The organism is Pseudoalteromonas sp. 11L1 (genome assembly GCF_055397545.1).
The window spans coordinates 1-14709 of the sequence record NZ_AP041142.1; the positions used below are offsets into that span (position 1 = coordinate 1).

At 39.7% G+C, this 14709-nt stretch carries 12 protein-coding genes and 1 pseudogene; 8 read left to right on the forward strand and 5 right to left on the reverse strand.

Annotation, left to right across the window (positions count from 1 at the left end):
• The first annotated feature begins 224 nt into the window (after positions 1 to 224).
• Positions 225 to 629 carry a hypothetical protein gene (locus ACZ5WS_RS15775; RefSeq protein ID WP_464711879.1) on the forward strand — a complete coding sequence of 135 codons (405 nt, stop codon included), beginning with the start codon at positions 225 to 227 and terminating at the stop codon, positions 627 to 629.
• A 34-nt stretch (positions 630 to 663) separates the two neighbouring features.
• On the opposite strand, the gene ACZ5WS_RS15780 is transcribed toward ACZ5WS_RS15775, so the two are convergent.
• Positions 664 to 1557, reverse strand: a complete 894-nt coding sequence (locus tag ACZ5WS_RS15780) for an AraC family transcriptional regulator (RefSeq protein ID WP_178956904.1) — start codon at positions 1555 to 1557, stop codon at positions 664 to 666.
• 194 nt (positions 1558 to 1751) lie between these two features.
• On the opposite strand from ACZ5WS_RS15780, the gene exaC reads away from it, so the two are divergent.
• The 7 genes and pseudogenes from exaC to ACZ5WS_RS15815 form a co-directional block, all read left to right on the forward strand.
• Positions 1752 to 3272, forward strand: a complete 1521-nt coding sequence (gene exaC, locus ACZ5WS_RS15785; RefSeq protein WP_178956903.1) for an acetaldehyde dehydrogenase ExaC — start codon at positions 1752 to 1754, stop codon at positions 3270 to 3272.
• 345 nt (positions 3273 to 3617) lie between these two features.
• Positions 3618 to 4223, forward strand: coding sequence for a DUF998 domain-containing protein (locus ACZ5WS_RS15790; protein ID WP_464711881.1), 606 nt, complete (start codon positions 3618 to 3620; stop codon positions 4221 to 4223).
• A gap of 114 nt (positions 4224 to 4337) precedes the next feature.
• A complete protein-coding gene (locus ACZ5WS_RS15795; RefSeq protein WP_464711883.1) occupies positions 4338 to 4523 on the forward strand; it encodes a hypothetical protein in 186 nt (61 codons plus the stop codon).
• Positions 4524 to 4617: 94 nt separating this feature from the next.
• Positions 4618 to 5148, forward strand: a complete 531-nt coding sequence (locus ACZ5WS_RS15800) for a GNAT family N-acetyltransferase (RefSeq protein ID WP_464711884.1) — start codon at positions 4618 to 4620, stop codon at positions 5146 to 5148.
• A gap of 206 nt (positions 5149 to 5354) precedes the next feature.
• Positions 5355 to 5819, forward strand: a complete 465-nt coding sequence (locus ACZ5WS_RS15805; RefSeq protein WP_464711885.1) for a hypothetical protein — start codon at positions 5355 to 5357, stop codon at positions 5817 to 5819.
• A 103-nt stretch (positions 5820 to 5922) separates the two neighbouring features.
• Positions 5923 to 6324, forward strand: a complete 402-nt coding sequence (locus tag ACZ5WS_RS15810) for a hypothetical protein (RefSeq protein WP_464711887.1) — start codon at positions 5923 to 5925, stop codon at positions 6322 to 6324.
• Between the two features lie 631 nt (positions 6325 to 6955).
• Positions 6956 to 7261 (forward strand): annotated as a pseudogene (locus ACZ5WS_RS15815) (S41 family peptidase); the annotation flags it as partial.
• Positions 7262 to 7312: 51 nt separating this feature from the next.
• On the opposite strand, the gene ACZ5WS_RS15820 reads toward ACZ5WS_RS15815, so the two are convergent.
• The 4 genes from ACZ5WS_RS15820 to ACZ5WS_RS15835 all read right to left on the reverse strand — a co-directional run bounded on the left by ACZ5WS_RS15820 (position 7313) and on the right by ACZ5WS_RS15835 (position 14683).
• Entirely contained in the window at positions 7313 to 10258 is a 2946-nt protein-coding gene (locus ACZ5WS_RS15820) for a TonB-dependent receptor (RefSeq protein ID WP_464711889.1), read from the reverse strand.
• 74 nt (positions 10259 to 10332) lie between these two features.
• Entirely contained in the window at positions 10333 to 12987 is a 2655-nt protein-coding gene (locus ACZ5WS_RS15825) for a family 16 glycosylhydrolase (RefSeq protein WP_464711891.1), read from the reverse strand.
• A gap of 270 nt (positions 12988 to 13257) precedes the next feature.
• A complete protein-coding gene (locus ACZ5WS_RS15830) occupies positions 13258 to 14046 on the reverse strand; it encodes a sterol desaturase family protein (RefSeq protein ID WP_464711892.1) in 789 nt (262 codons plus the stop codon).
• Positions 14039 to 14683, reverse strand: a complete 645-nt coding sequence (locus ACZ5WS_RS15835) for a CDP-alcohol phosphatidyltransferase family protein (RefSeq protein ID WP_464711894.1) — start codon at positions 14681 to 14683, stop codon at positions 14039 to 14041. Before ACZ5WS_RS15835 ends, ACZ5WS_RS15830 begins: the two co-directional genes overlap by 8 nt.
• Between the last annotated feature and the right edge of the window lie 26 nt (positions 14684 to 14709).

Below are 14709 nucleotides of genomic sequence, written 5' to 3' on the forward strand. Positions count from 1 at the left end.
AGTAATTAATATATTAAATGAAACTGGTAAGTTATTGTTATCAATGCAAGAAGGTATATTTACTGAGCTTGCCGTGTGTTGAACTGGCTTATTTAGCCAAACAAAATATACCTGTTCGAAAAAGTAGATAAAAAATAACAGTATTTAAATCAGTAGATACAACGTTGAGTGATTTATTTACTCATTTTGTTTACCAAAAAATTAATTAAAATGAAGGTGAATGTATGGTACTTCTAGGGTTAGGGGTTGTATTTATACTAATAGGCTTGTTGCCACTTGTTCGTTGGTTAAAATGTAAAGTTAATAAACGCCATTGGCGAGTGTGTAACATAGAACAAATAACAGCAGCGACAAATAATCAAATAACAGCGCCAGAGCTTTTACATCAGCCAACGATGCTAGTGAGTTTTCGTTTTGATGATCAAGTGTGCAGTATACTAATTGATTATAACGAAAATATGATGTGGCGTTTTAAGCAGGGTAAGCAATGCACGCTATTGGTGGATAAGCACAACCCTCATAAAGTTTACAATAACGCTTCCTTATGGCATAACTACGGCGTAGTGTGGTTGCTGGCAGGTGTAAGTTTATGTATTTCAAGCTATTATAGTGTGGTTATTAAAATATGACTGCGCTTTTAACCACTTAGTAAAGCATTAGCTATTAATGCCGACACTGTTTAGGTGCAATCCCAAAGGTTTGCTTAAATAAACGGCTAAAATGACTGGCGTTATTAAAACCAAGGTCGTAGCACACTTTACTTATAGCTTGGCCTTCTAATAAAAGCGTGCGGGCTTTTTTAAGTCTAAGTTGTTGCTGCCAAAGTGCAGGGCTTGTGCCAAAAGCGAGTTTAAATTGCTGGTAAAACTTACTACGACTCATACAAGTTATTTTGCACAAGGTGTCTATGTCGAGTGTGTCGCTTAAATGCTCTTCAATATAATGTAGTGCATCACTCACGTTACTTTTTAGGCGTAGCTTGTCACAGTTTGCCAGCAATAAATCACGGCTTTGTTGTTGTAATAAACGGGTGATCAATTCGTTTAACGATAAATCAATTAAGTAGTGTCGCTCGGCGCCTTGCTCACTAAATAAATGCACCATTCGCTCTAATAACTGCTGAGTTTGCGTATTATGTTGGGTATGCACTAAATTAGGGCTGTATTCAAACAAGGCATCACTAGCAAAGTTTTGCTGCATATTAAGTGCATTAGCCACATTGGTTATTTTATCGGTGCTGATTTCAATCGCTAAACAGGTGGTAGGTGAGTTGATAGTTGCCTGAGGAAAATCAATCAGCACCCCTTGCTCGGGCGCTAATACAAACGATTCGTGTGGTAAAAACGCTTTATGATACTGACTATTCTCAACATGCATAATTTTTTTGCCACTGAGCATGGCACAAAATAATAATTCGTTTGAATGCAGCGCCACTTTTTGCGCACTTTTATAAGTATCATAAATACTCAGTTCGCTGTTGTCGGCAGCAAAGCTCACTTTGTTTTCAATAAGTACATCAAGTTGTTGGCGTTTTTTATTTAACTGCGACGAATACATAATCAGCCTTTTTAATGATTAAATCGTTTGGACTCACAGACAATTTTTTTGGACTGCTAATCAAGTTTTTAAGCGCTTAATAGTCTAATGTCAATCAATACCGATTAAATATAAAGCAACTAGCTACATTACTCTAACAAGTTGCTGGTATTTCGGCTTAGACTTTTAGCTAACAACAACAAGAGAACACACATATGATTTACGCAAATCCAGGCACAGCAGACGCACTCATCACATTTAAACAGCAGTATGGTAACTATATTGGCGGCGAGTGGGTTGAACCCGTTAATGGTCAATACTTTGAGAATATTAGCCCTGTAAATGGCAAAGTGTTTTGTAAAATTCCCCGCTCTGACAAAGACGATATTAATTTGGCGCTTGATAAAGCGCATGCCGTAAAAACGCAGTGGGGCACAACCTCAGTGACCGAGCGCAGTAATATTTTATTAAAAATTGCCGATCGCATTGAACAAAATCTAGAGCTACTTGCAGTGGCCGAAACATGGGATAACGGTAAAGCCATTCGCGAAACCCTCGCCGCTGATATTCCACTTGCTGCGGACCACTTTCGTTACTTTGCCGGTTGCTTGCGTGCTCAAGATGGCAGTATTGGTGAAATAGACGAAACCACGGTGGCGTATCATTTTCATGAACCATTAGGTGTTGTAGGGCAAATTATTCCGTGGAACTTTCCAATTTTAATGGCTGCATGGAAGCTAGCGCCGGCACTAGCAGCAGGTAACTGTGTGGTACTTAAACCTGCTGAGCAAACACCTGCATCAATATTAGTGTTAATGGAAATTATTGGTGATTTACTACCCGGCGGCGTGCTAAACGTAGTAAATGGTTTTGGTAAAGAAGCCGGTGAAGCACTGGCAACTAATACGCGTATAGCTAAAATTGCCTTTACAGGCTCAACCCCTGTGGGTTCACATATTTTAAAATGCGCAGCTGAAAATATTATTCCTTCAACGGTAGAACTTGGGGGAAAATCACCTAATATTTTCTTTAGCGATGTTATGGAAAAAGACGACTCATACCTAGATAAAGCAATTGAGGGCGCCATTCTTGCCTACTTTAACCAAGGTGAAGTATGTACTTGTCCATCACGCTTGTTTATCCAAGAAGATATTTATGAGCAATTTATAGAGCGCATTTTAAAACGTACCAAGCAAATTAAACGCGGTAACCCGCTAGACAGCGAAACCATGGTAGGTGCGCAAGCCTCTAAAGCACAGTTTGATAAAATTTTAAGTTACATAGATATTGGCAAACAAGAAGGTGCTGAAGTACTCAGTGGCGGTCATGTTGAGCAACTTAGCGATGAGCTAAATGGTGGCTATTACATTCAACCTACTTTATTAAAAGGAACTAACGATATGCGCGTGTTCCAAGAAGAAATTTTTGGCCCCGTTATTTCAATGTCGACCTTTAAAGACGAAGCCGAAGCGCTCGAATTGGCTAATGGCTCAGAATTTGGTTTAGGCGCAGGTGTATGGAGCCGTAATATGAACCGCGCTTATCACTTTGGTCGCAAAATAGAAGCCGGTCGCGTATGGACCAACTGTTACCATATGTACCCAGCACACGCTGCGTTTGGCGGTTATAAAAAGTCTGGTATAGGCCGCGAAACACACAAACTCGCGCTCGATCATTACCAACAAACTAAAAACTTATTAGTAAGTTACAGCGAAGATCCCCTTGGCTTCTTTTAATAACGCGTTTTAGTTTAAATAAACAACCTATAAGTAATGAAAGCGCTGCATTGTTGTAGCGCTTTGTTTTTTTAAAACTAATACTGATAGCATTTGATTAGTGGTTAATTATAATGATAAAGAAATGATTTATTAATGAGGCGAAATAAAACCTCAGTGAATCATGCACAAATAGGGTAAATAGACGCTGCGTTGAAAGAGTAGGTTAAAGGTCACAGGTTCTACTGTTAAGACTAGGTTTCAGGCTGTTTGTACAAGCTCACAGCTCGTCACTCGAAGCCGGCTCATTTTCTCCTCTGTGTTTAAAAAGGCTTTAGTGAATTAATCACAAAAAGGATTATGGTGATGTTTGAAACGATTGCGATTTATTCAGGGTTAATAGCCACATTATGGATATTCATTGGTGTTTATGTAGCAAGTCGGTTTTATGAAGGTTACAGTCATTCTAAACAATTTTGTAGTGAATTAGGTGCAACAGGAAGCCCAACTGAAAAACTGTCACCACTAATTAATAATTATCCTTTAGGTTTTCTATTTTGCTTTTTTGGCTGGTATTTGGCGCGATTGGCTAATGTTTCTATATTGGTTAATATTGCTGGTTGGCTAGTTATAGTGCATGGTATTGGTACCTGGGTTGCGGGTTATTTTCCTATGGATGCTGACCCATTTACTAAACATCCAACTTTTAACTGCAAGGTACATTCTTGGGCTGGTTTTATTATGTTACTTTCGCTGGTTGTAGCACCAATATTAATAGCTATTAGTCCAACCACAGAAGTTATCTCTCTATACTTTCGTGTTTTTTCAATTGTTTCTGTTATCGCCACAGTTTATTATCTGTTTGCTATGGCTAAAGCAATAAAACTACAAAGTAACCCTGGTACCTACCAACGTATCACTTATGGTATTCAATTAAGTTGGTTAAGTGTTTTTTCAATAACATTAATTTAAAACAATCACTAGTGCCTATCATTTGTTTAAACGTTAGGCTTGTCAATCTAAGAAATACATCAGCATTGTGTTGATTTTAGCTCATTATTTGGGCTTTTAAATCAAGGGAAACTTATGAATATAAACGTTATTAAATTCCGTTTTATTTTACTAAGAGGCCCATTAGGCTGGGGAATTCCTACAGCTATTTTATTTCAATTAATCATGCACCTTACAGGTGAGCAAGGTTTTTTTGATGGAATCATTTCATCTTTAATAATATTTCCTTTAGTAGGCATATTATTTGGATACCTTATGTGACATTCGGAACATAAAAAGAACTAAATAACTGAGAGACCTACCTTAATTACTTGGTTTTTTGAAAGTTTTTAGCTGTAATTACAAGGAGGTTTGAGTGAAAATTTGCGAAACCCAAAGGTTGCTTATTCGGCAGTTTTCAATTGATGATGTGCCGGCATTAAGTAAAATTCTTAGTGACGAAGAAGTGATGAAATATTCAATTCGTGGTGTATGCGATGAAGCCGCAACTGGTGATTTTATAAAGTGGTGTTTACAATGCTACGACTCATACGGTTTGGGCCCATGGGCATTAATAGATAAAAGCAGCGACTTATTGATTGGATTTTGTGGTATTTCCCCACAAAGTGTCGCGGGTAACGAAGAGCCTAATTTAGGGTATCGATTAGCGGTCGATTTTTGGAATAAAGGCTTAGCCTGCGAAGCAGCTAAAGGTGTTTTAAAGTATGTGTTTACGCAAACTACTCATCAATCGGTCGTTGTTATTATTGAACCTGAGCATATTGCGTCATTGAGAGTAGCAAAGAAAATTGGCTTTACAGATTATAGCAATCATGAATTTTATGGTCGTGCCGTACAGTTATATCGATTAACAAAGGCGCAGTGGAGTAATCATTTTGTTAGCTAAATTGTTATCGCTCATATTTTCTATTAGATCTTCAATTAATAGGATGGATTATCATCCAGCAGGCAACTGTGAGTAATAAGCGGACGGTCAAAAATAGTGATGAATGAAGCTAGAATTCTTGGCCCTTTGGTTCAAAGCGGAAATAAAAGTAGGTTATATCAAGCTGTAACAATACTCACCTAAGGATTACGTTTTAAAAGGTATTTATGAATAAACTGACAAGGTATAAACAAGCACCCAGTGCAAAACTAATCTGGACACTCGGTCTTAACACGTTTATTGCAGTTATTATTTTATTTTGGGTAGAAATATTTATTAAGCAACCATTGTTGCATCAGTTTTTATACCTATTTGCATTTGTACTAATGAGAGTATTTTCACAGTGGTACATTACAAACAAAGAGCAATCTCAGGCAATCGAAATTATAGATGGTGAATTTGAGCTACTAAACATAAAGATTAAAATATCAGAGCTTGAAGAGATTTTGTACTGCCAAACTAAGCGTTTTGAACATATTTTAAGATTTAGATTTACTAACGCCACATACCAAGATATTGAAATAACTGCACCAGATTTAATTGACGACCTTCGTTTTTACTATTTTATGGTGGATAATAGCTTGCCAGTAAAAATGACAGACGACAAAGGACGTTTTTTTGAGGAAAGTTAATTGCGCAGCCTGGGGCAAGCAAGTTTTAAAGTTTTTGATGATAGCAAGTGTGATCTTTAGTGGATATTTACATGCGGACTCATTTGAAGGATGCTATTCAAAGGTGGAAAAAATACTGTCTGCGACCCCTATGCTCAACGAAGATGGAAGCGATAGTAATGAACGTTTTAAATTAAAGACGAGTTATATAAACGTATTTAAAAAAGACGATAAGTATTTTGCAGAAGGCCTTGTATGGGGTTTTAACTTTCATATTTGTACTGTCATGGCCCCGCTGGAAGGAGTAACTAAGCCATTACCTTTAACACTTGAGGGTAAAAAACTGGTGTTTGAAGAACAGGAACCTGAATATAATATTAACTGTGAGCTTGAGCTAGCGTTTGATGAGAAAGGTCTAAGTATAAAGGATGAAAACGGCCATTGCTCCAATTATATGTTTTACTGTGGAGTACATGCAAGTCTTCGTGACATTCACTTGGTTAAATCGACAAAAGGATGTGATTAACTAAGTTAGTATATTATTTGACATAACGGTACAGCTCACAAAGTCTTACATCTGCTGTTTTTTATTATTTTCTGGCGTTACCTTATATTAGCAGCGTGGGCGTTGGTTTGCTTAGCTTATACGCACTATGGTTTTTAATAAGTAATTATTTAGCACTTCTAAGTTTATCGTTTTATGGTTTTTTAGCGCAGTATGTTGAGTTGATATATTGGGTGAAACAGATTGCATTTTATGTCATGCCACATGGTTTTGATAATTTGTTATTTGGCGTTCTAGCCTTTATTTACTTTCCTATGCCAATTTTAATAAGTTTAGTGACTGGCTGGTGGGCATTTACAAAGGCGGCGTAGCTGAAAGTTGCTGAAGAAACTACAACGGTATACATTTTAACTTTTGGACTATTTTAAAGTTTTTAGTGTCTTGTCCTAAGTGTGTAAACACATTTCAGGACAAGGCAAACATAAAGACAAAAATTGTTAACCTTACTTTATTGAGCCCTTTATTAATTAGGCCTACCATGAGCACGGCCGAATTATCGCTTACTCCTCAAACCCCAGAGCAATGACGCAGTGTTACTGAGCGTGAGAAGTGGCTGCGATGGGTAAAATACCAAGACTTTAATGCGACAAAGAGTGTTTATAAAACACAGGTTCTTGTTTTTGTGCCGTCACAGTGTGCAAGTGCGTGTCTTGACGCCATTGATGTATTTAAGCAATTTACAAATACTCAGTTATTTGGCGCGCCAAGTAGTGCTGACTCACTGTATATGGATGTTCGATTAGCCGAGTTACCCTCAGGGTTAGGTAAAGTGATAGTTCCTAATAAAGTGTATGTTAATAGAGCAAGAGGAAAGGGCGATTACTACAAACCTGATATTGCCTATAACGATATTGATTGGACAACCGATAAGCTATTAGAAAAAATTAAACTGTTATAAAAAAAGCCGCTTGTTGTAACAAGCGGCTTAACTTTCTAACTAGGGGATAATTTAAAACGTATAACGGGCGCCAATTGCGTAGCGTGGACCATACTGGCGAGCAAATAAGAACTGCTCTTCGTAACGGCCATACCCTTGCTCGGTTTCATTATTAAGGTTAATACCTTCAAAGAATACCGTCACATTTTCATTAACGTCATAATTTACGCTCATATCCCATTGACCATATGATTTGGCGTATTGTGGTGGTGCATCAGCAGAGCCTTGCGCTTGGCCTACACCAATTAAATATGCATCACGCCAAGCGTAAGTTACTTTTACAGATAAACCTTCTTTTTCGTAAAACGCTTGGAAGTTAGCTGAATCACTTAATCCTGTTAATGGAGCTTGTTGGTCTAGGCTGTCTGTATCAAATTCAACATCGCCGTCAACAAACGTTGCATTTACACCGACCCCAAAGCCTGTCTCACCAATTAAGTGTTGTACTGCTACTTCAAAACCATCGACTGATTTACTATCGGTATTTTGTGGTTGGCTAATATTCCAAGTAATAAGTGGATCATTACTATTTGGTTCAATTTGGCCGTTTGCATTGCCATCACCATTAGCAAGCATTTGTGCAAAGATAGCATCGCTTGTTGCTTGATCACCACGAGCTTCAATATCACTAACCGCTTGTAAATAGCGTGGGCCATTTAAAATATCATGTAAGCCTTCAATGGTGGTTGGAGTAATGGTGGTTTGAATAAAGTTATCAACGTCCTTTTTAAAGTAACCTACTGATGCATAGCTGCCTTCTGAATAGTAATACTCTAATGATAGGTCAAGGTTTGTTGATTCAAATGGCAGTAACCCTGTATTACCTTGGCTACCTACTCGTGCCCCCGGTTTTGGACTGCCTGTAAGGCTACGACCACCGGCTAAATCGCCCAATGGCGCGCGCGACATAGTTTTACCCCATGATACGCGAGCAACTAAGTCATCGGTTACGTCAACACTTAGGTCGATTGATGGTAGTAAAATATCGTAACTTCCTTCTTGAACTAAGAAGTTGTCATCGCCGCCAGCTTCATATTGAGTGATCCACTCTGAAGCACTTATCCAATTTACTTGTTGCTCAACGCGTTGACGAACAGAGCTACTTACATCGGTTTCTTCATAACGAAGACCTGCATTTACTTTTATGTAGTAATTGCTAACTTCAAATTCCCAACGTGATTGAACATAAATACTGTTGGTAATTTCTTCAACAGCGCTTTGACTGTCAATACCATCAAGATAGGCATTAGGCGCATAGGCATCGCCACCGGTTACATCAGCAGTAAGGTATGCCATTTGTCTTGCTACAGCTTCATCAAAATCAAAGCTATAATAATAGTTAGGTTGTAAATTGTTACCACCACCAGCAAATTGGTCTAATAGTCCTGAAGTGTTATTAAGGGTAAACATACCATCAGGGAATATCTCGGTGTAAGAAGGGTTAAAACCAGGGCCGCCAACTAAGCCACTCCATGCTTCATAACCACCGGTATTTTGTTCTGTACGCGAACCACCAAACTTCACTTCAATTAAACCAATGTCAAAACTATCGTTTATCCATGTTGTATGTAATTGCAGCTGCTCAATATTTGATTCTCCAGGTGAATGAATAAACTGGCTAAAGTTTGAATCAATTTCACCAGGGCTTAATACGCTAGTACCGTTTTTCCAGTTAACTTGCGCATGTGGAATTTCACCAGTGCGGTAATCATAAATTTTATTTACAAGCTGATCAGAACCTAAAATAACTTGCCCATCACTACCTAGACCTTTGTCTGCGCCGTTATCTGTCTCGTTTTTAGAGTCGTGATAGTCAAGCTCAACTTGCCATGTTTCATTAATTTGCCAATCTAAATTTAAGCCAATAGAACGAGCCTTAACTTCAGTGGTGTTCTTGCTAGAGGTAAATGATGCATCGTTACCACTAATATCTGCATAAATAGCTGTGCCATTTTCATCTAACTCGTAGCCATTAATGTTGCTACCAAAGTCGTTCCAAATACCCCAGCCGAGGGTTTCTGAGCCTGTTGTTGCCTCACTTGCTGTATAATCAAGGGTTGCTACAAAATTATCTGTGGGTGCAAATTGCAGTGTGATTTGCCCATTAGTACGCTCGCGTTGTAAATCTTCAATTGCGTAGTTCATGTCTTTTGCAAAAAAGTGATTACCTACACGATTTCCTTGCGCATCTACTGCGCGTGGATCAATAAAATCACCTTCAGCAAGAGTAGGTAGGTCTACATTTGCTTGCCAACCTTGAATATTGGCGCTTTGCTTTTGAAAGTCGCGTTCTTGATGCGAAAAAGAAAAACCAATACCAAACATTTCATCGCTAAAGGTATTACTATAAATAGCCGATACTTCCGGAGTTACATCGCTACCCGCTTCATTTGATGAATCATGAATAGCTTTAGCTGTTGCCGAAAAATGCTGGCCAGGTCTTTGTAAAGGTCGAGTTGTTGAAATGTTAACCGTCGCACCTAAGCCACCACTGGGCACATCAGCACGAGCAGTTTTAAATACTTCTAAGGCACTAACACCTTCTGAGGCAATGTTTTCCAGATTATACGAACGTGAGTTACCCGTTCCAGGCATTTGGCGACCATTAAGTGTTACCAAATTAAATGAAGGGCCAAAACCACGTACGGTAATTTGGCTTCCTTCGCCGTTTGCACGACTCACCGACACACCCGTAATACGTTGCAGTGACTCTGCTAAGTTAGTATCAGGAAATTTACCCATTTCTTCAGCAGAAATAGCATCGACTACCCCTGATGCATCGCGTTTCATATCCATAGAGCGGATAAGTGAACCGCGAATACCTTTAACTTGTATTACTTCAATTTCAGGTTCCACAGTATTTTGTTCTGCTGCATGGGCGATATTCAGCGTGCTTGCAGCGATGATAAGTGACACAGAAGCCGCTAGTGGGCTTTTTTTAAACTTATTTGTGTTCATAATTGCTCTGCTTTTACTTAATTTATTACGGTAAGTAGGTACTTGTAATTCAATACCTACCACTGAATTAGGGATTACGGGTTAGCGATAATCACGTTGTCTATACGGTAAACAGCGCCTTCACCTGTCCCCCACGCTGGAAACATCATAAGTACATTGATATCGCTAATGTCTAAACCGGCAGCAAACAGTGACTGTAATGTAAATGTGTAGGTTTGCCATTGGCCATTAACGGGTACTTCCCCCTCAACGCTTTGTGAAAGAGGAAGCTCTACCGCTGTTGCTGCGCCTGTTGACTCAATTTTAAATGTCCATACAGCGTCAGGATTATTTGGCGGGGTTACCACTTTCATTTCAAACTGCACAACGCCATTAGCTAGTATTGCTGATGCATCGAAAGAGATACCGTCGTCGGCTAAAAAGCCCATTACCGTTGGCGCAGAGCCAATAACAAATTCAGCTACAGTACCGTGATCAGCATCGTCAATTTCTTCTGTTGGGGTAGAGCCGCCACAACAGTCCCAAATGCTCCACATATCTGCGGCAGTATTTTGGAAAATAGTGATTTCATCGCCTGCTGATGCACTAGGATCGTACATCTTAGCGTTATCAACACGGTAAACCGCACCTTCACCTGTGCCCCATGCTGGGAATATCATTACTACGTCAATGGCACTTACATCTAAACCTGCGCCCGCTAAGTCAGCGAATGTAAAGGTGTAAGTTTTCCACTCACCTACAATAGGTGCATCGCCAGCATCTGTTAATGGTAATTCTACCGCGGTATCACCCTCATTAGATTCTATTTTCATTAACCAAGTGGCATCTGGGTTATTTGGGTTTGACATCACTTTCACATCAAACTGTAGTAAACCATTTTCTAAAATGCTGGTTGCATCAAATGGAGTACCGCTACCACCAGCAGATGAACGAGTATTAAAGCCCATTACAGTGGGGGCTTCGCCAATAGTGAATTCTGCGGTTAAGCCGTGTTCTGCATCGTCCATAACTTCTGTTGGAGTAGAGCCGCCACAACAATCCCACATCGGCCAATCTAAGTTTTGTCCATCTGTAAATAAGTCTACTGATGGTGATTCACCTACATCGCCCTCAATAGCCACGTTGGTAATTAAATATTCAGCGCCTTCGCCAGTTTGCCATGCTGGGAATACCATTAATACATCAATGGCACTTAAATCTAAGCCTCTTTCTTGTAGTAGAGAAAGCGGAAATGTATAGGTTTGCCATTGGCCTGTAACCGGTGTTACGCCTTCAACACTATCGCTAAGCGCTACATCGCCTGTATTAGGTCCGCCATCACCCGCTTCGGCTTTTAATAGCCAAGTTGTCGAAGATGTTGGCGGCGTTACTACTTTCATATCAAAAGTTAATCGACCATTTAGATCAAGAAGGAGTGATGCGTCAAATGGAGATGAGGTGCCGGTAAAATCATCTGGGAAGTGACCACCACGAGTTGAAAAACCTAAAACAGTACCGTTATTATCGTTAATGTTAAACTTAATAGCGTCACCTTTTTCAGCATCGGTTATAGTTTCTGGTGTGGTTCCACCACAACAATCCCATGCGATCCAGTTGGCGTTTAATGTGCCATTGAATATATCAAGGTTTCTTGCAATGCCATCACTTGGTGGAGTAGGTACAGGGGCTTTACCTTCAACAAGTGTATCATCTAGGCTATCGTAACCTGGGCGCACAGTTTCACAACCTTTACCTGTGTCAGTATTTGCAGCGCATTGATAAACCCGTACGTAATCAACCTCAAAGCTTTGACCTTCTGCAAATGCTGCAGCGTCAACACCTAAGTTGTTTACATTTTCAGGCCAGTCACCACCAACGGCGTTATTTAAAATAAGGTAAAAATCTTTATCAAATGGGGCATTATCCCAGTGAGTGGTAAGTTCGCCATTACCTTGTTCAAAGTATTCAGCAAACCAGCCTTTATGTTTAAGGCCAACAGCCTCATCTTTAGAGTTGTAACGAACTTCAGAGCGACGTTGTGTGGCATATAAGTAGCCATCTACGTACCAGCGAATTTCGCCTTCTTGCCATTCAATAGCGTAGGTGTGGAAGTCATCTGCGGGATTCATTCCCTCAGGCAGAGTATAAGCTTTGCCTGAGCTTGAGTTATTTGGCCACTCGCGACCATAGTGAAGTGTGCCATGAATATTTGCTTCAACGGTGCCATCTTCAGCGACTGTTTTTAAATTTACCGCTTCTAAAATATCAATTTCGCCAGAGCGCGGCCAAGTGCCATATACTTCGTCGGTTGGCATCATCCAAAATGCAGGCCAGCTACCTTGACCTGACGGTAGTTTTGCACGCATTTCAAAGCGACCATAAGTAAAGTCAGCGTTGTAACGGGTATTTAAACGGGCTGACGTGTATGGTTTTTCTGCACCTTCTTCAGCAGGTAGGGCGACTATATTTAGTACACCGTCTTTAATAAAGGCATTTTGTTCACTGTCGGTGTAACATTGTTTTTCGTTATTACCACCGCCGGCGCAGTTTAATTCAAAGTTCCACTTATTTGTATCAATGCTTGTGCCATCAAATTCATCACTCCAAACCATTTGCCAATCTGAAACTGGCTGGGCAGGATCTACTTTTTCAAAATTGGATGTTGTCGCAGCATCGCCGCCACAGCCAGCCAAAGACGCTAATGATATAGCAGCCAAAAGGCGAGTAATGCGTGTTGTTTCAATGTTCATAACTGAACCCCGTTCAACTGATTATTGTCAGAATATAGTGTATTTGTTGATTTTGTCATTTTGTAAGCGCTTACATTTTTATGTGTGGTAAATGTAAGCGCTTACAAATGATATGGGGGATTTCAAATTTGGTCAAGAATTTGTTTATTTAATTTACAATTGGTTTACTTTAAATAAGCTGCTTTTGTTAATGTAGCAGCTCAAAAGCTTAGATAATGTAACAAACTAAGCTGAAATAGGCCCATTTCTCTGCTTAGTTTAGGCTAGTTGCTACTTTTTAAATGGTAACGTTAACAAATACCACAAGGACGCGTTTTGTTTTGGGTCGGGATATTGGGCTAAGCCGATGTTTAGTTTATTATCTGATAATGTGGCGCTGGTTTTGTAGCTGCCAAAAAGTCTATCCCACCAAGTTACGCTAAAGCCAAAGTTACTATTTGTTTCTTCGGGATTTTGGCTATGATGAATACGATGCAGTATTTGAGTCATTAAGATAAGCCGAAGTGGTTTTTCTATTGCATTGTGTAAACGTATATTGGCGTGGTTAAATAGCGCTAATCCATTAAGTGCAATTTCAAATATTAATACTGCAATAGCAGGTACACCCAAAGCGGTAACGGCAATCAATTTTATAAGTATGCTGAGTACAATTTCGATAGGGTGAAAACGCAAACCTGTGCTGGTATCTACATGCGCATCGGCGTGGTGCACACGATGCAAACGCCACAAAATTGGCACGTTATGAAATAACCTATGCTGCCAATATATAAGTATATCAAGCAGTAGCATGCTAAAAATAATAGCAACACTACTTGGTGTGGCTATTTGATTAAATAAACCGATACCGTGCTCTTGATTATAAAGCGCTACGGCAGTTAAGCCTATGGGTACACTTAAGCGAGCAATTAGTGATGAAGCAAACACCAGTCCAAAATTAGCGAACCATCGGGTGTTACTTTTTATAGGCGATTTACGCGCAGGCATACGCGATTCTAGCAGCATCATAATAACCAAAATGCTAAAAAAGAACCCTAAACGCCACCAAATTTCATTACTCATTGGCTTGTGTAACCTCATCAGCTTCTTGGAGTTTTAACGTGTTATATCCTCCATGTATACGTGTAAAAATAGTAATAGCGCACGCAGTGGCAAAAATACTCGCCATTATGGCAAAGTGCTGCGGCCAAATACAAAAGGCAATAAATAGCGCTATGGTTTCTGTGCCTTCGGTTAAACCATTTAAATAGTAAAAACTTTTGTATTTAAACTGGGGTTTTTCGAGCTTAAATTTTTCGGCGGCTATGGCAAAGGCTAAAAAGCTTGAGCCTGTGCCTATAAAGGTGGCCAGTAATACGCTACCTGCAATGGCGTTTTGCTCGGGGTTTACCAAAATAAAGCCAAGCGGAATTGCCGCGTAAAATAAAAAATCGAGGGTAATATCTAAAAAACCGCCAGCGCTTGAACTTAAATTTGCATAGCGTGCCAATGCGCCATCTAGCCCATCTAAAATACGATTTAAAGCAATAGCTGTTAACGCTGCGTACCACATTTTATTCGCAATTAATGGCACTGCTAATAGCCCTATTAAAAAGCCTGCCACAGTAAGTTGGTCGGGCGTTATGCCGCGCTTGTGCATTAACGCTACAACGGGGGTTAACAGTGGCTTTATTATTGGGGTGATGTATTTGTCTAACATGCTTGGTGCCTTGTACTTTTTGTGCG